Origin of the sequence: Enterococcus sp. 6D12_DIV0197 (assembly GCF_002174385.1) — a bacterium.
Lineage (GTDB): Bacteria > Bacillota > Bacilli > Lactobacillales > Enterococcaceae > Enterococcus_D > Enterococcus_D casseliflavus.
In genome coordinates, this window is the sequence record NZ_NIBN01000001.1 from 2637397 (window position 1) to 2663245 (window position 25849).

27 protein-coding genes are annotated in these 25849 nt (G+C 38.9%); 2 read left to right on the forward strand and 25 right to left on the reverse strand.

Annotated features, from left to right (window positions below; genetic code table 11):
- Positions 1-18: 18 nt before the first annotated feature.
- From A5867_RS12220 to A5867_RS12255, 8 genes are all read right to left on the reverse strand, one after another.
- A complete protein-coding gene (locus tag A5867_RS12220; RefSeq protein WP_005229581.1) occupies positions 19-2139 on the reverse strand; it encodes a penicillin-binding protein 2 in 2121 nt (706 codons plus the stop codon).
- A 310-nt stretch (positions 2140-2449) separates the two neighbouring features.
- Complete coding sequence (locus A5867_RS12225; RefSeq protein WP_087627715.1) at positions 2450-3478, reverse strand: LCP family protein; 1029 nt, start codon at positions 3476-3478, stop codon at positions 2450-2452.
- Positions 3479-3663: 185 nt separating this feature from the next.
- Positions 3664-4473: an ABC transporter permease gene (locus tag A5867_RS12230; protein ID WP_087627716.1), complete on the reverse strand. Its 810-nt coding sequence runs from the start codon at positions 4471-4473 to the stop codon at positions 3664-3666.
- A 42-nt stretch (positions 4474-4515) separates the two neighbouring features.
- Positions 4516-5565 (reverse strand): ABC transporter ATP-binding protein, encoded by a 1050-nt coding sequence (locus tag A5867_RS12235; protein ID WP_087627717.1) that lies wholly within the window; start codon positions 5563-5565, stop codon positions 4516-4518.
- Positions 5566-5597: 32 nt separating this feature from the next.
- On the reverse strand, positions 5598-6008 hold the full coding sequence (tagD, locus tag A5867_RS12240) for a glycerol-3-phosphate cytidylyltransferase (RefSeq protein WP_087627718.1): 411 nt from the start codon (positions 6006-6008) through the stop codon (positions 5598-5600).
- 284 nt (positions 6009-6292) lie between these two features.
- A complete protein-coding gene (locus tag A5867_RS12245; protein ID WP_005229578.1) occupies positions 6293-6493 on the reverse strand; it encodes a cold-shock protein in 201 nt (66 codons plus the stop codon).
- 141 nt (positions 6494-6634) lie between these two features.
- A complete protein-coding gene (locus A5867_RS12250; protein WP_005229576.1) occupies positions 6635-7240 on the reverse strand; it encodes a superoxide dismutase in 606 nt (201 codons plus the stop codon).
- A 76-nt stretch (positions 7241-7316) separates the two neighbouring features.
- Positions 7317-7760, reverse strand: a complete 444-nt coding sequence (locus tag A5867_RS12255; protein WP_249270054.1) for a GtrA family protein — start codon at positions 7758-7760, stop codon at positions 7317-7319.
- A gap of 132 nt (positions 7761-7892) precedes the next feature.
- Here A5867_RS12255 and A5867_RS12260 point away from each other — a divergent pair, with 132 nt between their 5' ends.
- On the forward strand, positions 7893-8702 hold the full coding sequence (locus A5867_RS12260; protein WP_005229572.1) for a DUF1189 family protein: 810 nt from the start codon (positions 7893-7895) through the stop codon (positions 8700-8702).
- A 26-nt stretch (positions 8703-8728) separates the two neighbouring features.
- Complete coding sequence (locus A5867_RS12265) at positions 8729-9724, forward strand: phosphoglycerate dehydrogenase (protein WP_087628180.1); 996 nt, start codon at positions 8729-8731, stop codon at positions 9722-9724.
- Between the two features lie 67 nt (positions 9725-9791).
- On the opposite strand, the gene A5867_RS12270 is transcribed toward A5867_RS12265, so the two are convergent.
- From A5867_RS12270 to A5867_RS17980, 17 genes are all read right to left on the reverse strand, one after another.
- Entirely contained in the window at positions 9792-10733 is a 942-nt protein-coding gene (locus A5867_RS12270) for a glycosyltransferase family 2 protein (protein WP_170927533.1), read from the reverse strand.
- Between the two features lie 57 nt (positions 10734-10790).
- Positions 10791-11090: a hypothetical protein gene (locus A5867_RS12275; RefSeq protein ID WP_005229567.1), complete on the reverse strand. Its 300-nt coding sequence runs from the start codon at positions 11088-11090 to the stop codon at positions 10791-10793.
- 11 nt (positions 11091-11101) lie between these two features.
- Positions 11102-11767, reverse strand: coding sequence for a TrkA family potassium uptake protein (locus A5867_RS12280; protein ID WP_005229566.1), 666 nt, complete (start codon positions 11765-11767; stop codon positions 11102-11104).
- 86 nt (positions 11768-11853) lie between these two features.
- A complete protein-coding gene (locus A5867_RS12285; protein ID WP_005229563.1) occupies positions 11854-12483 on the reverse strand; it encodes a response regulator transcription factor in 630 nt (209 codons plus the stop codon).
- Between the two features lie 3 nt (positions 12484-12486).
- Entirely contained in the window at positions 12487-13554 is a 1068-nt protein-coding gene (locus A5867_RS12290) for a sensor histidine kinase (protein WP_005229561.1), read from the reverse strand.
- The gene (liaF, locus tag A5867_RS12295; RefSeq protein WP_005229558.1) at positions 13551-14282 is read right to left on the reverse strand and encodes a cell wall-active antibiotics response protein LiaF; all 732 of its coding nucleotides are present in this window, start codon (positions 14280-14282) and stop codon (positions 13551-13553) included. Before liaF ends, A5867_RS12290 begins: the two co-directional genes overlap by 4 nt.
- 152 nt (positions 14283-14434) lie before the next feature.
- The gene (greA, locus tag A5867_RS12300; RefSeq protein WP_005229556.1) at positions 14435-14914 is read right to left on the reverse strand and encodes a transcription elongation factor GreA; all 480 of its coding nucleotides are present in this window, start codon (positions 14912-14914) and stop codon (positions 14435-14437) included.
- A 115-nt stretch (positions 14915-15029) separates the two neighbouring features.
- A complete protein-coding gene (gene mltG / locus A5867_RS12305) occupies positions 15030-16373 on the reverse strand; it encodes an endolytic transglycosylase MltG (protein WP_087627721.1) in 1344 nt (447 codons plus the stop codon).
- A gap of 101 nt (positions 16374-16474) precedes the next feature.
- Complete coding sequence (locus A5867_RS12310; RefSeq protein ID WP_087627722.1) at positions 16475-19303, reverse strand: N-acetylmuramoyl-L-alanine amidase; 2829 nt, start codon at positions 19301-19303, stop codon at positions 16475-16477.
- Between the two features lie 258 nt (positions 19304-19561).
- Entirely contained in the window at positions 19562-19855 is a 294-nt protein-coding gene (locus A5867_RS12315; RefSeq protein WP_087627723.1) for a hypothetical protein, read from the reverse strand.
- Positions 19856-19866: 11 nt separating this feature from the next.
- The gene (locus A5867_RS12320) at positions 19867-20049 is read right to left on the reverse strand and encodes a hypothetical protein (RefSeq protein WP_087627724.1); all 183 of its coding nucleotides are present in this window, start codon (positions 20047-20049) and stop codon (positions 19867-19869) included.
- A gap of 316 nt (positions 20050-20365) precedes the next feature.
- Positions 20366-21211 (reverse strand): dTDP-4-dehydrorhamnose reductase, encoded by an 846-nt coding sequence (gene rfbD / locus A5867_RS12325; protein WP_087627725.1) that lies wholly within the window; start codon positions 21209-21211, stop codon positions 20366-20368.
- A gap of 55 nt (positions 21212-21266) precedes the next feature.
- Complete coding sequence (gene rfbB / locus A5867_RS12330; RefSeq protein ID WP_087627726.1) at positions 21267-22295, reverse strand: dTDP-glucose 4,6-dehydratase; 1029 nt, start codon at positions 22293-22295, stop codon at positions 21267-21269.
- 15 nt (positions 22296-22310) lie between these two features.
- Entirely contained in the window at positions 22311-22892 is a 582-nt protein-coding gene (gene rfbC, locus A5867_RS12335) for a dTDP-4-dehydrorhamnose 3,5-epimerase (RefSeq protein ID WP_087627727.1), read from the reverse strand.
- Between the two features lie 2 nt (positions 22893-22894).
- A complete protein-coding gene (rfbA, locus tag A5867_RS12340; RefSeq protein ID WP_087627728.1) occupies positions 22895-23764 on the reverse strand; it encodes a glucose-1-phosphate thymidylyltransferase RfbA in 870 nt (289 codons plus the stop codon).
- 11 nt (positions 23765-23775) lie between these two features.
- A complete protein-coding gene (locus tag A5867_RS12345) occupies positions 23776-25593 on the reverse strand; it encodes a glycosyltransferase family 2 protein (RefSeq protein WP_087627729.1) in 1818 nt (605 codons plus the stop codon).
- Between the two features lie 3 nt (positions 25594-25596).
- Positions 25597-25849: CDP-glycerol glycerophosphotransferase family protein (locus A5867_RS17980; protein ID WP_170927534.1), on the reverse strand; the 253-nt coding region annotated here is incomplete at its 5' end.

Genomic DNA, 25849 nt, shown 5'->3' on the forward strand with positions numbered 1-25849 from the left:
TTCACTGCGATTTTTTGTTTATTTCATATACAAGTCGTAATAAGCATCCATGATCTCTTTCGCGATTTGAATATTGGGATGCGTATCGGTGTCTCCTTTTAATTGAGGCATCACGATCGCAATCGCAATATCCGCATCACTGCTTGGCCCGTAGGCAACGATGTTTAAGTTAACTAAGCTGATGGTATTGCCATTACTATCCACGATGGGTGTTTCGGCAGTACCTGTTTTGGCAGAGACTTCCATTTTCGCCGAAGCCAAGCCTTTGGCAGTTGCCCAAGCATCCGTTCCATGAACCGCATCGTAAAAGCCATTTTGGATAATTTGCATTTGGGCATCTGATAAACCAACCTCGTTCAATACCGTTGGTTCGATGTCCTCAATCAGCGAACCTAGTCCGCCTGTTTCATCATTGTCGTAGATTCCGTCAACGATGTGAGGCTGCAATCTTTTGCCACCATTAGCAACAGTTGCTGCATATTGTGCCAGTTGCAGTGTCGTATAAGTATCAAACTGGCCGAATGCCAAGTCGAGGATCTTTCCGCCATCACTGACAGGGTCCATGTTCTCAATGGATGTGCTGATACCAGTTGCTTCTCCTGGTAAATCGATCCCTGTTTCAGTTCCCATACCAAAAGAGGCAAAAGAGGAACGGAGTTTTTCGTAGACATCCCCTTGACGATCCACTGTTGGAATCGAGATGCCTGACTGATAATTGATGCCCATCAAACGTAAAGCGACTTGCATCATATAGGAGTTAGAAGAAACTTCTAACGACTGCTCTGCAGAAAGATTGCGATTATTTGCCCCAGTTGGGTTGAAAATAGAAGCTTTTACATCGGAGCCGATTCTGATTGGTTGATCCAGCAGCACTTCGTTGCCGTTTAAGACGCCGTTTTCCCAACCGGCAGCCAAGGTTCCTGCTTTGACGACGGACCCTGGTACAAAGGAATTAATAAAGGTACCAATGGCATTTTCTTGCATTTCATTTGATCCCGTGTCATGATGATACCCGGACATGGAAAGGACACCGCCGGTTTTCGGATTTAACGCCACTGCGTATACCCCTGGGGAATACTCTGCAGCACCAGAATCAATCAGTTTTTGAAAATTGTCTTGCAAAATCTTGTCAACTTTCGCTTGAAATTCAGCATCGAGTGTTAAAACCAGATTATCTCCCTTTGCACCTGCAAAGGTTTCTTTTTGACTTTCAATATTGTTGTTGTTGTCAAGCGATATTTCAGAGATGGATTTTGTTCCTTGTAAAACTTCTTCATATTGCTGTTCTAAATAACTACGGCCAACGCGATCATTACGTGCGTAACCTTTTTCTAAGAATTCGTCTAGAACTTCTTCAGGTATTCCTTGTTCTTCACTAGTCACCGTTCCGATCAAACTAGCCAGAGAACTTCCTTCAACGATCTTTCGTGTCCAATCGGTCCCGGTGGAGATTCCTGGTAAATCGACCATGTTTTCAGCAACAACTGCCAATTCTTGGTCAGACACATCCGACGTCTTAATAAAGACCGTACTCAAGGATTGTGCGCTGTTCATCCGCTTGAAAATCGTGGCTGCTTCTAATTCGGCATCGGAGAAATTGATTTCTTCCTCGGTCACTTTCTCAACGGTTGCCGTATATTGTTCAGAAGTACCTAAAGAACGCTCTTCATCACTCAATCGTTCAGTTGCTTTTTCAAGATTGTCTTCATCTGCCAACCAAAAGTCCTTAAGATCTCGATCAGACAAGTTTTTGTCGACTGGCATTTCGATCAACTCGCTCAATTTTTTGGCCGTTTCTAAAAGATCTTGAGCGGTCATTTTGTTTCCCCGGGTAAAAGTGATTGCTGCATTGGCTTGATTTTCCACTAAAGCTTTCCCAGAAGCATCGTAAATCATCCCCCGAGGGGCACTTCCTTTTACTTCCACTACAGATGAAGCTTTCAATTGCTGCTCAATATTGTCGCCATTGACGATCTGTAGATAGCCTAATTGGACAATCAATGATACAAACAAAGCAAAAATAATAAAAAACAAAAAGTTCAATCGAAATGGAACATGAGATTTGCGATACGATTTGGCCTTTGGTTCTTCTGGCCCCTTACGTATCCCTTGGACAACTTTATCTTTCAAATTCTTCATCTCATCTATCCTTCCAATCTATAATGACTACTGTCCTATTTTACCAAAAAATTCGATCTGAAACAGAAAAAACAAAAAATATCCATTAATCCTTAGAAAAAACTATAAAAACTCAACGATATCTGCCTGAATGTTTCACAGATAGATTGTTTCATTTTCACTCTTTCATGAAAAAATTGTTTTTTTAAGCTTTCTTATGTTTTTTCATTTGTTGATTTCGTGAAACAAGAAATTGATTGATGTTATTGTGGAAAACTAAAAGCAGGAGGACTTTCGGTCACCCTGCTTTTTAGGCTTCTAAAGAAACTAGCTACTCCCCAGTTGTTGAATTTTCTTCTGAGAAGGTCAAACTGTCGTCGTATAACTGATAATTAGGCGATCCGTTAGTATATTCATCGCCTTGGGTCAACCCCTCGTTCGTCGGAAGTTGCAACTGCTCCTTTAACAAATTTTGCGTATGCAACAACTGATTCGTCCCCAAAAACTGATAATACACTCCACCAATCAGTTGTCCTTCCCCTTTCAGCTGCTCTTGCTCAATGGTCGCAAAAGCTGGCATGTAATTCGTACCGATATCCATCATGTCATTCCAGGTAAGATCCGTCTTCGAATTTTTTTCAACTGCTTTAAGGATGTTGCGGTAATTTCCTATTCCCTCCAAACTCATGACTTTTTGAAGGATTTTCGTCACCACTTCTCTTTGCCTTCTTTGTCGCCCTATATCTCCCTCTGGATCTTGTTTGCGCATTCTTGCGTAGGCCAAGCCTGTTTTCCCATCTAAAGTGATTTGTCCTTTAGGGACATGGACACCTTCTAACGTAAAATCGATGGCATTTGTCACTTCGATACCACCTACTGCATCAATCAAATCCCGCATCCCTTGCATATTGATCGTCACATAATGGTCGATAGGAATGTCTAAAAGATTTTCAACTGAATCCATTGCCATCGCTTCACCACCGAAAGCATAGGCATGATTCAACTTATCGATCGTATTAAAGCCAACGATTTGCGTATAGATATCACGGTCAAGACTAACGATCGTTGACTGCTTTTTCTCAGGATTGACTGTTACCACCATCATGCTATCTGAACGGCCTTGCTCGGTTCGTCCCAGCGCCCCTGTATCAATCCCCATTAACAGAATGGAAAATGGATCGCGCTCTTCAATGCTGATCGCTGTTTCTCGTTTGTCTGTTTTACGATCAACAGACTTTGAGATTTGGTTGAATGTAGCATTCGTCTCTTGATAGATCTGCATGCCATAAATCGTTAAGCCAATGATTCCAACTACTAACACGACTAAAATACTGACTATTACTTTTTGATAACTCCGCATCCTGCACCTCGCCAATAAAAAATCACTTATCGAGTAAATTTTCCCACAAAATACAACGTTCAGCAACCGCTATCAAGAATAACTTTCATCCGTAACGCTTCCGTAACTTATTTGAAATAAAGAAAAAATTACAAACAAATAAAGTGCGCTCTCTAAGATAGAGAGCACACGTCAAAACATCATTTTTAAATGTAATCAACAAAACGAGCACGGAACTTCATATGCAAATGGCTTCCTAAAATAAGAAGCATCAAAGTTAGACACCAGAATATAAGTGTGTAGGTCGTTTTTTCCCAAACCCATGCTCGAGAAAGCAATGAGTCTCTAAATCCTTCGATAATATAATAGAAAGGATTAAGTCTTAAGATTTTGACTAACCATACAGGCATATTACGATTATTTATATCCCAAATCGGACCTGATACATAAAAAAGCAATCGTAACACAGATTGTAGAAAAATATGATAATCTCGAACTAAAACGGTTATTGTGGCATTCAAAACACCATAAGCAAACAAAAAGCTTACCATGCAGAAAAAGTAATAAAAATATTGAAGCCAATAAATAGTAGGTGTATTTCCCGTAAATAATAATGATCCCACAACAATTGCTACCATCGGAATGTATGATGACAGATTACTAACTATATTGATTGTTGGGAGTATACTTACAGGAAATTTCATTTTAGCAACCATTCCGACTTGCCTATGAATACTGTTTGACGCTCCTAAAACTGATGAGCTTATATAAAACCAGGCCGTAATACCAACCAACATCCATATGATAAATGGAAATCCATCCACTTGACGATTGTTGTTTACACCTAATCCGAACACAAGATAATAGATTCCAATTTGAATTGCTGGATTCAAAATTTGCCAAGCTAAACCAAGATAATGACTTTGATAGGTAGCTTTATCTTCATAGCGAGACATTCGAAAAATCATACCACTATGTTGAATTTGTTCCTTTAAAACTGCGATTATTTCTTTCACAAGGCTCTTCCTCTTCTACATAATATAAGTAAGTATCGTTAACTATCTCACGATAACTTTAGTAATAACTTCTATAGGATTCTTAAGCGCATAGCCTAAAGATCTTCCGCTAAATGAAACAATACTGAAGAAAAGAATACTTAAGACTGTCAATGATAAAATAAGCTTAGTAAAAATAGTCATCTTTTCTCCGAATAAGGTTCGCTTAATATTTTTTTCAAGCTCGTTATCATTTAACTTTTGATTCAAGGTTTGTGGATCGCTTTTAGCTTTTTCAGCTAATTTTTCCATATTAAATTGCTTTTGTTTTTCTTTGTATTCATCTTGGTATTTTTTCTGTTCCTTTTTAGGCAATTTCTTAAACCAATCAATAAATTCACGGTATTCTTTCATTACCTCATTTGTCGGACCAAACATTTTTAGATCACCATAATGCATCCAAATTGTTTTATCACATAGTTTTTCTACTTGACCTAGTGAATGAGAAACAAAGAAAATAGTTTTGCCATTTTTTTTAAATTCCATGATCTTATCCACACACTTTTGATAGAATGTTTCATCTCCAACAGATAAAGCTTCATCGATTACCAATATATCCGGATTATTATGAACCGCAATAGCAAATCCTAATCGAGATTTCATACCACTTGAATAGCTTTTTACAGGTTGATTAATAAAATCTCCTAAATCAGCAAAAGCAACAATTTCATCTAATTTATCATCAATTTCTTTATTCGTCATTCCTGACATTAACCCTTTTAAACGAATATTTTCTAGACCAGTCAATTGAATTTTCAAACCTGCACCAATTGCAATGATTGAAGTTTCTCCATTGACTTCCATCGTTCCTGATGTTGGTGGAATAATTCCACTAATTAGGTTAGAAAGCGTTGATTTTCCAGATCCATTAATACCGATGATCCCCACTGATTCACCTGCATTTACTTCAAAGCTCACTCCCTTTAATGCCCAGAACGTACTCATGTTTTTTTTGTAAAATTTAAAAAGAGATTTTACTTTGTCTGATTTCTTCTTTAGAAGATCATATTCCTTTGTCACTAAAGTACTACGAACTTTAATTTGTTTTTCCATTTTATCTTCTCATCCATTCTAAAAATCTTTGCTCATATATTTTTTTTGAGCATGGTTAAATCAGCTTTTATTTGCGTTGTTGAAACCTCTGGCGTACGAGGAAGGTAAACAACCTCCACCCCAGATTCAGTATTTAAGTAATCAAACTTACCTGTCCAGTCATCACCTATTACAAAAGTATCAACGTTATATTTTTTTACATCATTTATTTTTTGCTCCCAATTTTCTTCAGGAATGACTAGATCTACATATCTTATTGCTTCTAAAAGCTGCTTTCTCTTTTCATAGCTAAAGTAACTAGTCTTGTTTTTTTGTAATAAGTTGAACTCATCTGTTGATAATCCAACAATCAAGTAATCGCCATATTGCTTAGCTGTTTGTAATAGATTAATATGACCATAATGAAGCAAATCAAACGTTCCATAGGTAATAACTCGTTTCATTTTTAGCTCCTTCTTATTTCAAAATAAAAATCACTAATAGATTATATCATAAAACAAAGAAAAAAAAATTTCTCAGAGAAGAATTAACAAATTTGAAAGATTATCAATTCTAAAAAATTTGCTTTAGTTCCCTTTTTTCATCTAAATAGTAGCACCCTATAGGAAGTGCTTCCTCAACTATAAGTTTAACAAGAAAAAGAAACCAGTGTAAATGTATAAAAAAAAAGCAGATATTCATGCTCTTTTGAGATGAATAATCTGCTTTGTCTACCGTTTGTTTGATTTTAGACTTTGGTTACTTCCGCTGCCTGCGGTCCGCGGGCACCTTCAACGATCGTAAATTCAACTTCTTGTCCTTCTTCAAGCGATTTAAACCCATCTCCTTGAATGGCAGAGAAGTGTACAAATACATCATCGCCACCGTCAACTGTAATAAAACCAAACCCTTTTTCGTTGTTGAACCATTTTACTTTCCCATGTTCCATAGTGTGTAAAGCCTCCAATAATTATAATCCGACGATTCCGTCGATTTCATTATAGCGGAATATGTAAGCGTTAGCAATAACGAAATTTCTTTCCATCAACAAAAAAGAAGCCCTTAGTCAGGCTTCTTCCTAATAGTTTGTTTAAGCTTTTGCGAAATATTCGTTTACTTTGTCCCAGTTAACAACACTCCAGAAAGCATTGATGTAATCTGGACGAACATTTTTGTATTTCAAGTAATACGCATGTTCCCAAACATCTAAACCTAATACAGGTGTTTGACCATCCATCAATGGTGAATCTTGATTCGCGGTTGAAGTGATTGCTAGTTTACCGTCTTTAACGACTAACCATGCCCAACCTGAACCAAAACGTCCAGTTGCAGCAGTTTTAAATTCTTCTTTAAAGTCTTCAAAGCTGCCAAAAGTTTCTTCAATTGCCTCTTTGATTGCTCCAGTAGGTTCGCCACCGGCATTTGGGCCTAAGATTTCCCAGAAGAATGTGTGGTTAGCATGGCCGCCGCCATTGTTGCGAACCGCTGTTTGAATATCTTCAGGTACAGAAGAAAAGTCTGCTAATAATTCTTCAACTGTTTTTTCACCTAATTCAGGATGTTTTTCAATCGCTGCATTTAAGTTTGTTACATAAGTGTTGTGGTGTTTATCATGATGCAAATGCATCGTTTCTTCATCAATATATGGTTCCAATGCATCGTATGCGTAAGGTAAATCTGGTAATGTGTAAGTCATAAAAAAAATCCTCCTCAATGATAATGTTTACATAAGTAACATTATCAGACTATCAGACTTTGTTCAAAAAATATGCTTACTTTTTCTCACTTTTTTTCGTATTGAAAATCAAAAATTTACTAAACACATAATTTGCCAAAACAACAACGACTTGGGTGACCAGCTTGGCAACAAGATCGCCGGTAGCTAAAATTGAGATAAATAGATACATACAGAGCATGTCCAAGCCTAATGATATAACGCGAAAAAAAATGAACTTTCCAAATGCCGCCCAAGACTCTTGCTTCGTTTTTGTTTTTGTTTCAAAGACCCATAACTTATTTGTAAAGTAAGCGAATAAAACAGAAGCGATCCAAGAAATCACATTCGCTGTTTGATAATAAAAACCAAACCCTTCACGAAAAATAAGATAGACGACAATATTGACTACGGTGGTCAAACCACCAAAAAATAAATACGTGAGTGGCTCCCACAGTTTTTTTTGTTTTAAGATTTTTTTGTATTCAATAAACTTTTGCATACATGTGCCTACTTTCATTACTTTATTTACTTATTCAATAGATATTTGGCTCTTTTTTTGTGAATTCCTTGTAATCCTAAGAACCCTTCGTTACAATTACTCTAGTTATACCACAAAGGAGTTTATCAGCAAATGACTATCGTCCAACTATTTAAAATTGCTTTTTTTCGAATACCCGAACTAAAATTCGTCAAAAAAGCAGAGTTTTCCAAAGTAATCGTTTTTCTATTAGGTGCAGCCGTGATGATGGCTTTGCCAGTTACCATCAATGTCTTAGACGTCTTTCGTGATGTGCAAGCAGATGGACAAAAAATCGGAGAAACGATTCCTGATTTCACGATCGAAAATGGACAGCTTTCTGTCGCTCCCAATACGCAAGGGTTCATCTATCAAACCGATTCGATCATCTTTACTTTTGATCCTGATGGCAATCGTACACCAGCGGATATTGCATCTGATGTTACCGGCTCGGTGATCGCAGTAGGTTTGTTAAAAGATCAGCTGGTCATTCGTATCCCTTCTTCTGGTTTCTCAACGTCTATGTTCGATTCAAACCAATTAGAGTTTGATTATAGTGAACCAGCACTTCGTAATCTTAACGGTCAGGCGATTCGAGAAACCTTATCCAACCAAGCGATCCCATGGCTGATAAAAATCATTGTCTTTTTTGTCGCCTTATATCCCACGTTTGTCAGCTTACTGATCACCTTAATCATGGGAACCTTTATTGCAACGATCTATACGAAATTGAAGCTATTCTCTTATACCTTTTTCGAAAATTTAAAGATTCTCATTGTCTGTGCTGCATTGCCTACACTCATTAGTGTTATTGTACAACTAGCGCTACCTTCCTTTGATGCTACCACCTTTATTTTGTTTGGTTCCCTATTCTTATTTACGCAAGGTGTCAAAGATTCCCCAAAAATACAATTAAAAAAATGATCTATGCCATGTTCAATTCATTGAACATGGCTTTTTTCTCATTCTTTGCTACACTTAAGATACAAGGAGGCTTGGCAATGAAAAAAATAATCTTAACCACTCGCAACTTTCGCAACACTTATGTGGAACAAATGGAAAAAGACTATCAATTTCTCGTGTACTCAAAGGCCCAAGCAATTGATTGGTCACAAGTGGAAATCACTATCGGTTGGAAGCCAGCATGGAACGAACACCTGTTAACCGAAAAAACAAATTTGAAATGGGTCCAAGCGATTTCGGCTGGTGTGGACACCTTGCCATTAAAAGAGTTTGCAAAATACGACATTCTCTTATCAAATGGCAGTGGCATCCACGCAGAATCGATTACAGACCATTTATTGGCTTTGCTCTTTATGGAAAACCGCGGGATTTTCCAAGCAATCCAACAACAAAGAAAACAGCAATGGGCACCGGATACGATTCCTTATGCAAAGCTATCTGATCAAGAGATTTTGATCGTTGGTACGGGACAAATCGGCCAAAGATTAGCCCAAGCATTAACCTTTTTTGGTGTACATCCGATCGGCATTAATACAAGCGGCCATGAGGTGGCGGGTTTTGAAAAAACGTTTGCGTTATCTGACTTACACACTTGCGCAAAAACCGCCGATTGCATCATCAATATTCTTCCACTGACAGAAGAAACCGCACATTTGTATGATGAAGCCTTTTTTGCACAAATGAAGCCTTCTGCTTCATTTTATAATGTCGGTCGCGGTCCTAGCGTGGATACTGCCGCATTAACAAAGGCATTAGAGAAAAAGCAGCTGGCATTTGCCGCACTAGATGTTTTTGAAGAGGAACCTCTACCAGAAAATGATCCGCTATGGCATACCGAAAACCTGTTGATTACTCCTCATATCTCAGGACACACGCCCCATTTTCAAAAGGCATTTATGGATATTTTCTTAGCGAATTTCCAACAATTTTTAACAAAACAAGAACTTGTTAAAAATGAGATAAACTTGGATAAGGGATACTAACAAATTCTTTCCGAAAAAAAAGTGTACAGTTGAAGGCAACCCCTTCACATTGTACACTTTTATTTTATCATTGTTTTTCTTGGTCTTTTTCGGTTTCTTTCAAGAAGTACAAGGGTCTATTTTTAGTCTCTAAGAAAATTTTTCCGATATACTTGCCGATGATCCCTAAACAAAGCAATTGCAATCCACCAACAAATAAGAAGATACTGACCATTGAAGGCCACCCTGATGTCGGATCTCCAAAAATAAAGGTTCTTATCACAATAAAGATCAAAGCAATCAGAGAACCAAAACAGGAAAGCGCACCAATAAACGAGGCGATATTCAAAGGTGTATCTGAAAAATTGACGATGCCATCGATCGAATATTGGAATAGCTTCCAGAATGACCAGGACGTCTCACCCGCTACTCTTTCTCGATTCTCATAGGCGATGTATTCTGTATCAAACCCAACCCAGCTGAAGATCCCTTTTGAAAAGCGATTGTACTCTGACAGCTGTAAAACTGCATCAACCATATTGCGGCGCATCAAGCGAAAATCTCGCGCACCGTTTACCATTTCAGTATCGGCAATTTTGTTGATGATGTTATAGAACGAGTTCGAAAAAAAACTGCGAATCTTTGGCTCACCTTTTCTATCGGCACGTCTCGTACCCACACAGTCAAGCTCTGGTTTACTTCTTAGCAAACCAAACATTTCAGGTAGTAATGACGGCGGATCTTGTAAATCTGCATCCATTACAGTGACAAAATCGCCTCTAGCAGCTTGTAGACCCGCATAAAGAGCAGCTTCTTTGCCAAAGTTTCTCGAAAAAGATAGATAGCGAACACTTTCAGGGTGGGCGTGATACAAGTCTCTTAAAACAGACAGAGTTTGATCTGAAGACCCGTCATTAACAAAAATATATTCAAAAGGCATATTTAAGTGTTTCTTCACTTTTTCTGTTTCTTCAAAAAAAATCGGCAAGCTTGCCTCTTCATTAAAACAAGGTACAACAATTGATAACATCGGTTTCATCTCCTAGAGCCAATCGTGGGAAATCGGTCAGCTGGGACCGAATCCACATTATTTTTTATCTTCGCTAAAATCATATTTCGGTTCATCTAACGTTTCATCATAGTCCACAGTTAGATCATAGCCTTTGAAAAACCATTCGTCTGCTTCATCAATAAAAAAAAGCAAGCCATCAATGGTTTGTTCGACGATCGGACGTTCTGGTTTATCGACTGACATTCCCACGGAAAATCCGTCATGCACTTGCGTTTTGCCATAAATTTTTCCGAAAAAACGAATCCCGCTTCCTTGGTCTACCACCAATTCTTTTTTAAACCATTGCATTGCTTCAGGACTTATTGTTAAGTTCATTTTCTTCACTCCTAATCATTCATATGTTCATCAAGTATATCTACATCATCTGTATTGCCGATCACGAGTAAATTGTCATTTTCACGCACGATCGCCTCTGCATCAGGCGAAACGATCACTTGTCCTGGTCCCCGACGAATCGCAACGACTGTCAGACCATACTTTTGTCGAAAATTCAGCTCAATCAGGGATTTATTGAAAAAGCGTGGATTGGACACGCGAATCTCTGCTAGAGAAAATTCGTCAGATAGTTCAATATAATCTAAGATATTTTTGGAAACTAGATTATGGGCGATGCGAATCCCCATGTCACGTTCGGGATGGACGACACGATCTGCGCCGAGTTTTTCCAGTACACGGGCATGGTATTCGTTTTGGGCTTTCGCTAAGATATTAGGAACACCCATTTCTTTGACCATCAAGGTCACCAAAATACTAGCTTGAATATCCTCACCAATCGCAACAATGACATGGTCAAAGTTACGGATACCCAATGAGCGTAACGTCATCTCATCTTGTGCGTTGCCGACCACCGCATGGGTGGCGATATTCATATACTCATTGACACGATCTTCGTTGCTATCGATCGCCAGTACTTCTTGTCCAGATTCAATCAACGTACGACAAATACTGCCACCAAAACGGCCCAGACCGATTATTGCATAATTTTGCTTCACCACAAACGCTCCTTTTTTACCAGATCATAATTTAGTATAACAAAAACCTCCTCTGCTTGCCATGAGGAGGTATGATTATTAAGACTTTATTTTATCAAACCATGTTTAAAAGCATATATAGTAGCTTGTGTACGATCTTCTACTTCTAATTTTGATAAGATATTTGATACATGTGTCTTCACTGTTTTCAGCGTAATGAAGAGTGCATCCGCAATCTCTTGATTGCTCTTTCCTTCGGCGATCAACAGTAACACTTCTTGTTCCCGATTGGTCAAATCTTCATGTAGGATCGGTGTCCGATTCGTCAAACGATCCATCATTTTCGTGGTGACTTCGGGTTCTAAGACCCGCTCTCCTCGCTGGGTTGCACGAATGGCTTCCGCAATCTCATGAGCAGTAGACGTCTTTAACAGGTAACCTGCCGCACCCGCTTCAATAGCAGGATAGACTTTTTCGTCATCAATAAAACTAGTGACAATAATGATTTTTGCTTCGGGCCAATCATTTAAAATCAATTTCGTAGATTCGATCCCATCCATTTCATCCATCACCAAATCCATCAAAATCACATCTGGACGTAATTCCAATGCCTTTTCATACCCAACTCGACCATTTTCCGCTTCCCCAATTACTTCTATATCGTCTTGAATCGATAGATAAGAAGAGACCCCCAGACGAACCATTTCATGGTCATCAACTAACAACACTTTAATCATACCTTATGCCTCCTTCAACAGTGGAACTTTAATTTCAATACTGGTTCCTTGATTTTTAAAACTAATAATTTTCAACGTTCCGCCAACGGCACTTACCCGTTCTCGGATATTCATCAAGCCATAGCTGCCGGCCTTTTGATCTTGTGGATCAAAGCCAACACCGTCATCGATCACCCGCAACAACACGTTATTATCAATGCGATGCAAGTAAACTTCCAACTCATTGGCCTTGGCGTGACGCAGTGTATTAGATAAGAGTTCTTGGATCACACGAAAGAGTTGATCTTCAATCGAACTAGGCATCGTAAAGTCTTCAATATCCCAAGTCAATAGAATTTTGATTTTGGTCTCTAATTCTTTTAACAATTGCTCGATTCCTTGCTTTAGACTCTTCCCTTCCAAAGTAACAGGTCGTAGATGAAGCAAGAGCGCCCGCATTTCAGATTGCGAAGCATTGATAATGTCTGTGACCATAGCTAACTGTTTCTTTTGGCTTTCTGGCGCATCTGTTCGAATCGCTTGCTCATTTAGTGCAGACATCATCATCATGGCGGCAAACAGCTGTTGAGAAACAGAGTCGTGCAATTCACGAGCCAGACGCTGCCTTTCTGCTTCTAAAATCTCTTCTTTCGTCTGACCATCAACAAACTGCGGTTTCGCATTCAATTGCTGTAATTCCATCGACATCTGTTTCATCTTCGATTGGATACTGGCAATATCACGATCCACATTCGCAATCAAATGGTTTTCAGACGCATGGGGGATTTTTGTTTCTAATAAAGGGCTATCGATATAGCCGCTGGCTAACAGTCTTAACTTTTCTTCCACCGGACCGTATTGACGGTTGCGAAAAAAAGAAATCAGTAAAAAGACAGCTAAAGCAATCAATGCAGATATTACAAGTAAGTGAAAGACGATTGGGATAAAGAAGAGCTTGATTTGAAAGACTTCTATCAGCCAATTATTTTTCCCACTGGCATACAAATAGGAAAACAGCATCAAAATCATGGTGAAAAAACTTGCTAATCCTGCATAAAAAGCGATCATGCCTCTTGAAAATTTCCCGATCATACCCGAATCACCTCAACATCACCAACAAGGGTATTCGTCAATATTTTCAAACGCCGACTATTTTCGCCATAATCCGGGCTGTAGATCGTCACTTTTTCATTTTTCAAGCTCGTTTCTTCGCCTTCAAAGATAACGGAGCCAATAAAAGTACTGTGCTCTAATTTGATTGCTACGCCAGCAGGCACTAAAATACGAGTTCTGCCAAAGCCTTTTCGTACGATCACGACGTTTTCTTTCTTAGGCAATAAAGTGTTGCCTAGATCGATAAAAGTGTCTCCCGTCAAGATATCTAAATTGATATCGTCCCATTCATAGACTTGACTGCCGATCCGTTCATTGCCTAACCATTGCTGCTTTTGTTTCAGTGGATGATCAGCTTTGGGTTCTTCAGTTTCAACAATAATCATTTGTTTTTTGCGCCAGAATGAATTTTTAGTTAAGTCGATTCCGGTAATCTCGACTCCTTTTAAACCAATAAATAAAATCGCAAAAATCAGCATCAGCCACAGTGCTGGACTATTTAACAAACTGATCAAAATAGCAATGGAACTTGAGACCATCAAGAAATTTTTAAAATTGCTCTTGCGCTCACTTCGGTTCACAAGGACCAAGCACGTCACACCAAGTATTAATAAAAATAATAATGGCGGATTAGATAAAATTTGCCATACCGCAAAAAGCAGTAAGAGCGCTTCAACAATAAAGAAAAAACGCCAAGGACTTTTCATTCAAGCTCCTCCTCCTAGTAATTCTACTCTATCATACCTGAAAAAAATGGTTTGTCCATCCGTCGCTGGTCCGAAAAAAGACCCTGTTTGATCAAATTCCCTAAAGGAGAATGAACAACAGGGTCAACTAGATTGATCGAGTGATCAAGCAATTAGCTTTTCTTTACTTCTGTGATTCTTACTTGCATATCTCCGCCTGGCGTTGAGATCGTCACTTCATCATTGACTTTTTTCCCAATCAAGGCACGAGCGATTGGTGAATCATTGGAAATTTTACCAGAAAACGGATCTGCTTCAGCACTACCGACGATCATGTACTCTTCTTCGTCACCATCAGGCAACTCAACAAAAATCACTGTTTTTCCGATGGAAACTTCATCAGAGTCTACACCCTCATTATCAATGATCTCTGCAAAACGAATCATATTTTCTAAAGTAGTGATTCGGCCTTCGACAAACGCTTGTTCATCTTTAGCAGACTCATACTCTGAGTTTTCGGATAAATCGCCAAAACTGCGGGCTACCTTGATACGTTCAATGATTTCGCCGCGTTTTACCGTTTTCAATTCTTCTAATTCTTGTTCTAGCTTTTCTTTTCCTTCAAGTGTCATTGGGTAAACTTTTTCTACCATAGTTCTTTTCTCCTTTTAGTAACTTCTAATAAATCGCAAAAGGTAATCTTTTGCGATGAGTCCACAAAAGATTACCATGCTTTTTTTTAAATGTAAACTATAAACCTATGAAAATTTAATTTGAGGTATTGTTTACATATTGTTCCACTAATTGCATATGCTGTTCATAGGTTTCCGCAAAGTAAACTTCTTGGGTTTGAATGTCAGCAACGAAATAATAGTAGTTGTTCGGTGTTGGATCTAAGACCGCTTGGATCGCTGCTTCGCTTGGATTGTTGAATGGTCCAGGTCCGTAGCCAGTATGCACATAGAGATTATAAGGAGAGTCAACTTGAGTGTCCTCATAAGTGACTAGCTCTTTGTGCTCACCTAACGCGTATAGAATCGAAATATCCGATTGCAGCGGCATATCAATCGCTAAACGATTGAAGAATACCTGTGCGATATTTTTACGATCTTCTAGCTTACTACCCTCTTTTTCAACAAGTGAAGCCAATGTAAGGACTTCTTGAACCGTCATTTCTTTTTGAGCAATTTGATCGAAATATTTGGACAAGACTGAATTTGATTTATCCACCATTTGGGTAACGACTTCTTCTAGGGTATTCCCTGTATAGTAGTCATACGTCGCTGGGAACAAGTATCCTTCTAGTCGGTAACGCACACCTTGCGCATCGCCGGCACTTGCTAAAAGCTCAGGATAGGTTTCTTTCATTTTTTCAAAGAACTCGTCACTTTCCATCAAAGCTAGGAAATCGTCTTTCGAGATATTTGTTGCTTCCGCTAGAGCATCACCGATTTGATCCACATCAAATCCTTCTGGAATCGTCACTTTTGCATCAGAGATGACCGAGCCTTCACCTTTTTGCAGCATCTTTGAGATTTGATCCAATGTCATACTAGGAGAAAAATGATAATTTCCTGCTTGAAATCCGGTTAAATTATTGAATTTCGTATAATAGTTAAAAATCATACCACTTTTAATGATATTGTCTTCTTCCAATATTTCTCCAATTGCTTTGTTGGACGATCCACTAGGAATCTCAACCGCCACCGTTTCTGTATCTTCTGGATTCAACGGCTGCAATCCTGATGTTACATAACGATACATTGAAAATCCTAAAACACCACCGATGACGAGCAGAGCAAGGACTACGATCAAAACGATCCGATTGACAATCCGATCTTCTTTTTTGCGTTGCTGCTTGCGCAATTGCGTTTCCCCACCTTCAGCTATGGGCACTTCTTCTTCTGCTGCCCTACGACTTGTAGCAGCTTGCTTTGCTTGTTTATTTTTGGCCTTTCCACTTGCAGTTCGCGAACCCACCTCTTCTTGAGGTTGTTGAATAGGACGCTCGTTCAAACCATTGCTTTCTTGGGTTTGATCTGATTGAGGTTGCTTTAAAGCTCCTAATACTTCGTCTTTAAAGGATTTATCCTCTGGATGTTGTTTACTCAAAACAACTCCTCCTAACTTTCGTAATACTGGCTTGTACCATTATACACGAAAGTTAGGAGGAAGGAAATGATTAATAAATTACTCAAACACTTCTTTTAAACTTATAGTCTTTCACCTGTTGCGTCTTGAATCAATTGCTTCGCTATTGTATCAATATTTCTCCTGATTTTTGCCACATCATTAGGATTTGTGATGAATCCAAGTTCTATTAGTCGATAGTCGATTCCTCTATCTTTAAAGACTCTTAAGTTCAATAGATCGCTACGCAAGCTCAGCCCTCGATTATTTGCAAAAGCAGAATGCCAACCTACATGCTGACGAATAGTTTCAGCCATAGCTATGCTCGATGATGAAGGAACAAGATCTTTATGAACAATAACATGTCCACCTGTTGATAAGGCTCCACCGGCATCTAAGTGGATTTCGGTAACAGACAAAATTTTGGAACTAACTAAATATGCGCCCCCCATGATCTGGGTATCCTGATACATGTCTTTTGAAGTATCATAAAAATTGATTTTACTCGTTTTTAATTGTGCAGCATATTTTCTTAAATAGGGCAACAGTTCATTACGTGTGAAATCACGTTCATTGGTTCCACTACCAACTGCTCCTGGATCCCATCCCCCATGCCCCATTACAAAAAGGTACTCACTTTTTTCAACAAATGGTTTTTCCGTTGAGCCAGGAGCTTTTTGACCTTTGGGGATCAGTTGAATTTCTATTGCTTCAGCGCGTTTACCTAAAGAAATAGTTCCAGCTTTCTGGTCATTGACAGCCCAATCAAGCCATCCATATGTTTGTGAGTGAACACGGTAATAGACGTCATAAACTCGAGCAAGCGCACCAGTAAGCTTCACTTGGACTGCTTCTAATCGCCTGGACTGCCCAGTTGTGCCAGATAAAGCACCGTTTGAGCGTTCAGCTTGCCAACCAATACCCTGAATATGTGACTTGTATGAAATCCCTCCAGACAACTCAGCATTGGCAATGTTCATTTTCATGCCTTCTACTCTTAAAGATTGGCCGGTAGTCCCGCCACGGATATAATTCCCCGTAGTAGATGACCAGCCCAAACGTTGCACATGAGTGGATAAATTAATCGTAGCTTTCCCTAAATTTGCTGCCGAAACAAAAGATAATCCCTGACCGGTCGGATCACTTAAATATTTAGGTTTAACAATTACTTGGACCGCTTCAATGGCTAGATTGTAAGCTGTAGATCCAGCATTTCCGCCATTTTTTGTCCAATTCAGCCACCCTAGTCCCGCAACGTGAACGCGGTAATAAACAGTGGCCATATTTGCTAACTCTCCTGTCAAACGAATGCGAATACCTTCTAAGTTTCTGCCTGTCTGACCGATCTCCTGACCAGCACTCATATAAGATGACCAACTAGAATTTTGAACAAGACCGCTATACTCCACACTTCCTGCAAAGTTTGTTGAGATCGTACTCATTTTAAATTTTTGTAAAGGTCGGCCCTGTCCTGTTGTTCCAGAAGTAATGCCATTTCCAACTGGGCTACTCCATGAAGAATTGCTAAAGGTTTGATAAGCGCTGTTGATCGTTCCAGCTTCCACCATACTGGCCTCATTCAGATTACTTGGGGCCGTAAAGGTTATTTGAACTGCTTCGATACGCGCACCTAAGCCAGTTGTACCAGCAGTTTCACCATTTTTCGCCCAACCGAGCCAACCAAGGCCACGGACGTGAACACGATAAAAGATGTCTTGATTTGTACTTCGAATTTGCAACGACTCTAATTGACGATTGCTTGAAGTATCCCCTATCGTCTCATTGACGGGACTCCATGATCCCCAACCCGTATTTTGAAAATGGCCGCGATATGTGATACTGTTGGCATCATCTAAGCCATCACTGAGAATTTTAAAGCCTAAGATTTTTTTCGATTGTCCTGTAGTGCCGCTTGTAGCGCCATTGTTCTTGATTTCTTGCCACCCTTGCCCTTCAACAAAGCTTTGGTAGTTTATGGTTGATATATTGCTCTTTTCTGAGAGGCTAGTTGTTGGTGACGTTACTGACACATCAAGAAGTAACTGGTACTCATCTTCCTCGATTTGTTTAGCAGAAGGGCCGCCTGTCGCTTCCTCATCAGATAGATCTGGCATCGTGACAGGCACTGCTAATGACAATGGTTTAAATTCTTTTCCTACTAATTGCGCTGGATTGCTTTCATTTAGATGCCATCCTTCAGTTAAAATCTTGAATTCAGGAACCGCTTCAGAAAACAGATCATTCACTGAAACGACATATTTATTTTCTTCAAAAGTTGCAGTGATTTCGTGGTCTTGCGTACCGCTCACAAAATGCTTCAATTCAGTATTTTGTGATAAATCCAATACTGATAAATGATTACTGGAAACATCTAAACTTTCTAAGTGAACAAGACCTTGCAGATCAAGTTCTTGAAGATCATTATTGCTGACATCTAAGTGAGTTAATTCTGTAAAAAAATGAATTCCTTCTAATGAACGAATATTTTTGTCCGACAAATCTAGGGTAGTTATACTGGCTATTTCATGGGATAAAATTCCATCTCCATCACTATCCAGTGTGGCAATATATTGACGAAAATGTTCGTCAGGAAAATGTTCAACATCAATCGGTACAGAAAGTGCATCTTCATTAATTGCATCTTCACTAGAACTCTCCGTAGTCTCCATCAAAGAATTTGAATCTGTTTCTTCATTTTCTGTCGATGATTGTTCAGGAACATTTGATGTCTCTTCAGTAAAGTCTTCTGTACTTTCTGAATGCTCCGACGTATCATCTAAATCTACTTCAGAAGTAATTGATGTGTTGCTTGTAGAAACTGTTTCTGCAATAGCTAAACTTGGCGCTGTCAAAGTACCGCTTAAAATCGTCAATAAACTAAATATATGAAAAAAGTTCTTTTTTACCTTCATTTTTTCTCCTTTTTATTAATCACATTGTGTCAACTGCCAGTCTATAAAGATCCTACGTATCTACTAGCTCACCAGTTAAACGAAAATGGATAACTTCCATCCTCAACCTTTATCCACTTGTTCCCGTCACCCATCCTAAAGATACAGAATTTTGTCAGCCAAAACTTCGAATGCGGGAATGTTAACTTATTTAAGGAAGCTCTAACTGGACCGTTTTTTCCATACCTGTTACATTCGGTACTGCTGCCTCTTTTTTGGTTACAGCAATCCTGACCGCTTCAATGCACGCTTACTCAGACCATCAACAAATCCTGTTTCTTCATCATTTTCCGCCCAATCTAACCAACCATAGTTTTGAACATGTACTTGGTAATATATATCATAAGCTTCTTGATTGACTAAGCTTATTTTTAACGCATGAATTTTTTTTGCTTCACCTGTTGTACTAGCTAGTAAAGTACCAGCACTATCGGTTGCAGCAGAAGTCCATTCTTCATTACCTTGGACTTTGAACTGCACATCCATAGCAAAAGAACTGTTAAGTGAACCCACTTGAAAAGCTTCTAATCTCCAGCCTTTTCCGCTACTGCCAATCCGGTCATAACAAAATTGCTAGTATTCCCTTTAACAGCACGCTGCCACCCCTCACGTTGAAGGTGCCCCTTAAAAACAAAAGACGGTGCTGCTTCAACGGTCTCTTCCGATTTTTTAGCCTTATTTTCAGCAAGTTGATACTTCAGTTTCATCTTGCTGTTCTTTTTCACTTTCAGTCTATACACTGCTTGATTCTATTGCTTTTTGAATTGAATCAGTGTCTTGACTTTTCGAGTTTGCTATTTCTTCATGCGTATCGGAGATTGGTATTGTTTCAATTGATGGCGCCGTATCCAGACTATCACTATGATCTGCAACGCTGCTGTCTGCATTTTCTAAAAAATAGTAGAGATCCTTGTCTGCTCATCCTATCTTTTTCAAATCTTCTATCACTATCTACTGAAACGTTGATTGTAGACAATGACAGCATACTAAGAAAAATCCAAAACACTCTTTATAATTACTTAATCACTGATCGCAAGAACCCGATAGCATTTGTTGTAATGCTTCCTGCCATGTCGGAATCTCAAAGCCGGTTTCTTTGGCTTTTGACAGATCCATCACCGAATACTGCGGACGGGTCGCCTTTTGTGGAAATTCTTCTGAAGTTACCGGTTTCACGGTCACATCCGTATCTTTCAAAATCTCTTTTGCAAATTCGTACCATGAACAGCTATTGTCATTTGACAGATGATAGATTCCTTTAGGGGCATCGTTTGTGATCACATAGGTCATAAACTCCGCCAAGGTGCGGGTCCAAGTAGGACGGCCGAACTGATCATTGACCACGGTCAATGTATCGTGTTCTTTGGCTAAACGCTGCATGGTAAAGACGAAATTGTGTCCGTATTGACCAAAGACCCATGAGGTACGGATAATATAGTACTTGCTCATGATCGATTGCACGGCTTTCTCACCTAGTAATTTGGTCCGGCCATATTCATTTTGCGGATTGACTTGGTCGTCCGTCGCATATTCCCCGTCTTTTTTGGTACCATCAAAGACATAGTCGGTACTGATATAAATCAAGGTTGCCCCGACTGCTTCGGCTGCCAATGCAACGTTTTTGGTGCCATCGACGTTGATTTTTTCATCTAATTCCTTGCCTTCATCTTCAGCTTTATCCACCGCAGTATAGGCGGCACAATGAAAGATCACCGTTGGTTGTATTGCTTTGATTTTATTCATTGTAGCTTGTGCATCTGTGATATCCATTTCAGCGGAATCTGTCGATAGATAAGCAGCCCCTTGTTCATCCAATAGATGACGTAATTCTGTGCCTAATTGGCCGTTTCCTCCTGTAATTAAATACATGTATCTCTTCCTTTCGAAAAAAGCAGGAATTCTCGCTTCCTGCTTTTTTGTTGAATTATTGACCTTGCTTGGCGTAACTTGCTTCAACGCGGGCTTTTTCTGCCTGCCACCATTCGGGATTATTGCGGTACCATTCGATGGTATCCGCCAACCCATCTTTAAAGTTGGTGAATTGCGGTCTCCAGCCCAGCTCTTCTTTTAGTTTTGTTGCATCGATGGCATAGCGCAAGTCATGGCCTGGTCGATCATTGACATGATCATAGGCATCTTTGGATTGTCCCATCAATGTTAAGATCAACTCGATCACTGCTTTGTTATCTTCCTCGCCATCGGCACCGATCAGATACGTTTCTCCGATGCGTCCTTTGGTCAAGATGGCCCAGACAGCAGAAGAATGATCATTGGTATGGATCCAATCACGGACGTTTTTGCCTTCGCCATATAATTTAGGTCGAATGCCGCTTAATACATTCGTGATTTGACGAGGGATGAATTTCTCGATGTGTTGATACGGTCCATAATTGTTGGAACAATTCGAGAGCGTTGCTTGTAATCCAAAAGAACGTACCCAAGCTTTGACCAAGAGATCGGAGCCTGCTTTGGTGGATGAATATGGACTTGATGGATTGTATGGTGTTTGATCGGTAAACTTCTCCCCCGGTCCCTCACCATGGCCTGGCAGGTCTTCTCTCAGGGGCAGATCCCCATAGACTTCATCTGTCGATACATGATGATAGCGGACTTGATGCTTGCGACAAGCTTCAATCAATGTATACGTGCCGATCAGGTTGGTTTGCACAAAAGGAAATGGATCTTTCAATGAATTATCATTATGGGATTCTGCCGCATAATGGACGACCGCATCTGTTTGTTGGACCAGTTCATCAACTAATGCTGCATCGGCGATATCCCCCACCACTAATGAAACACGGTCTTCTGGCAAGCCAGCTAAATTGGCCTTATTCCCTGCATACGTTAATTTGTCCAAAACCGTGATGTGGACATCTGGATGATGCGCCACGACGTAATGAACAAAGTTGGAGCCGATAAATCCAGCACCACCGGTTACAATGATTCGTTTCATAATTAAATACGCTCCTTATATTTCTCCGTAGACGAAGGTATTTTCTGCCTCAAAGGCTTTCAAGGTCGGATGATGCTGATCTTTTTCTGACAGGATTGCTTGTTCTTTGGCGATTGGCCAATCAATTGCCAAATCTGGATCGTCAAAGGCAATACCGGCATCTGCTTGTGCATTGTAATAATTATCACATTTGTACAAGAAATTGACATTAGGCGTCAAGGTTACAAAACCATGGGCAAAACCTTTTGGCACCAACAATTGTCGGTGATTACTTTCGGATAAAATGTAGCCTTCCCATTGTCCATAGGAAGGAGATCCTTTACGAATGTCTACGATCACATCCAACACCGCACCGCTTACCACCCGAATCAATTTGGTTTGGGCCGCTTCGCCTTTTTGAAAATGCAGTCCCCGCAAAACACCAGCTTCTGCTGATAAAGAATGATTGTCTTGGACAAAGTCATGGCCAATGCCCGCTTCTTTGAAATCAGCTTGCGAATAGCTTTCGGTAAAGAAACCACGATGATCACCAAAGACAGCCGGTTCAATGATCAAGACATCTGCTAATTTTGTTCTTGTTACTTTTAATTTTCCCATCGTTATGCCTCTTTTGCTAGGTTCAATAAATATTGACCATATTGATTTTTCTTCAGTGGTTGTGCCAAATCGATCAATGCTTCACGATTGATATACCCCATGCGATAAGCAATTTCTTCCAAGCAAGCCACTTTTAAATTTTGTCGTTTTTCAATTGTTTCAATAAACGTTGACGCCTCTAATAATGACTCATGGGTTCCAGTATCTAACCAAGCATACCCGCGTCCCATGACTTCAACGGATAGTTGCCCTAATTCTAGATATTTTTGATTGATATCCGTGATCTCAAGCTCTCCGCGTTCTGAGGGTTTGATTTGTTTCGCGATTTCCACGACTTGTTTATCGTAAAAATACAGTCCAGTAACAGCATAATTTGATTTTGGAGTATCGGGTTTTTCTTCGATCGATACAGCTTGCATCTCATCGTCAAATTCCACGACCCCAAAACGTTCGGGATCAGTGACATGGTAGCCGAACACCGTGGCACCTTGTTCTTTTTGCGCTGCTCGCTGCAACATATTTGACAAACCGCCTCCATAATAAATATTGTCACCAAGAATCAAACAAACACTATCATCACCAATGAATTCTTCGCCGATGATGAAGGCTTGCGCTAACCCATCTGGACTTGGTTGAACGGCATACTCGATGTGGATGCCTAATTCATGACCATCTCCAAATAATTCTTCAAAACGCGGGGTGTCTTGCGGGGTGGAAATGATCAAAATCTCCGTAATTCCCGCCAACATCAACGTCGACATAGGATAATAGATCATCGGTTTGTCATAGATCGGCATTAATTGTTTGGATGTTGCTTTGGTTAAGGGATACAGGCGTGTGCCTGATCCACCTGCTAGAATGATACCTTTCATGACGTAGCTCCTTAAAGTTTAATTATTTCGTCTATCTTTGTATTTTTCCCCTTATAACAAATAGTCATCAAGAAATCACCTGACAAGTTGATATCATTGATTTCAAGTTCTATTTTCCCCTCTTTTACTAGTAAATTTGCTTCATACTCAGTAAAATTATGCACTGTTTCATCCGTTACTTCAATTGGATCAAAAAAAACATAAAGTTTCTCGGAGGATTCACCATAGACATGGCTACCTGATAACGGCACGATGATTTTACTACTTAATTTTTTTATATTTTTAATATCCACATATATTAAATCAAAAAAACTTTTTACTGAATTGTTCATATCGACAGAAAGCAAGCCACTCTTGTTCTTATACGCTACGTATGAATTGCCATTTATATAGGCTACTTTAGAAAAATCATCTCTAACAGCTAAAGCGCGATGCGATGTTGTATCATATGCTGAAAAACGAGCAGCAAAATCCCAAGCTTGATTTTTATCTTCAAAATCATGAATATATTTTTCTAATTGAATCGTTGCTGAGATTGAAGCTGATACTGTAGCTTTCATTAATCCCCGTTTAACAGTAATTTGACCACTATTTTCATTTTGATCGATTGGCCAAGTAATTCTTGTATTTCTTCCTTTTAGACTTAGATTATATGTGAAAGCATTTTGTTCTTGTTCATTATAAGTTAACAATTCTTTAGGAATTTTAGCTTCAATTTCTTTGTTATACCTTTTTATTATTTTTCCTTTACTACTAGTGAACTCCACTTTTGATTTCTCAGATTTTGTTAATACAGATTTTGCTTCAATACGAATTTTATCCTCGATAAAGTCAAAACTTTCCATATAACTTCTTGCTGTATACCCTTTTTCAAAATCCGAAATTTTTATTAATGTATCAATATCTCCAGATTGAAGCAAATAATCACGGATTCGGTCTCGCGTAATAAGATTTTCAGATTTTATATAAGAAGCGTATAAGCGATAAAATTCTTTTGCATATGAAAACTCAATTTCTATCCGCTCTGATTGTTTATTTTGCAGCCATTGGCCTAAAATACCTAACACTCTAGTTCGATACCAATGAGTAATCATAAAGGATAGATTAGCTTCTGATTTTATTGTTTCAATAAAGAAGTCCATTAATTTATATATTTGGTTCCATTTCTCTTCTGGATTTCTTCCAAAAGAACTGGAATTATTTTCGCCAGTAGCTACCCAATGGTATACAGGATAATCCGCTAACACACCGACTACGGCTTGATGAGAGAAGCATAGTGTATTAAAATACACATCTTCCCATAGTACTCTGCTTCCTTCATTGAAATGAATATCATGTTCAAGCAAAAAACTTCTTTTATAGAATTTATGCGGTGTCATAGGTAATAAGTAAGATATATCCTCTGATCCAACTTTATTCTCTGAAAATTCTTGCCATCCCCATGTCCAGCCATCAGTTCTAACCTCTTTAGGATTCACAACATCTAAATTATTTTCTTCAGCAAAATCATACACTTTTTCAAACGATTGCGGAAAAATAATATCATCGTGATCCATAAAAAGAAGATATTTTCCTTTTGCGACGGAAATTCCGACATTTCGCGGACGGCTCCCCCAACCAGAATTAGTTATTCTATGAACACAAATATTTTCATGATGACTCTTTAACTCTTCCAAATAATAAAACAATCCGTTTGGAGATCCATCATCAATAAAAACTATTTCATATTCTGACTGATCCATTGTCTGGGATAAAATTGAATCAACTAACAGATTCAGTCTGTTCAAATTTGTATTATATGTTGGAATAATTATACTAAACTTTATCATATCTCACCTCTTGATTTCTTGAAGATAATTTACTACTCTTTGAGCATTCTTACCATCTACGTATTTATATGTTGATTTCTTAAGATCTTTGGCAGTTAAATTGATTTTTTTATCTGTCAAAATATGGGGTAAATCAGCCTTTAATTCATTAAAATCCTGGTAATTTGGAAATTTTAAGTATTCCTCAAAATCGACATAAAACCCGGTTTCTTCCTTATATTGTTTTATATCTGGTGTAAAAAGAACAATTTTTTTT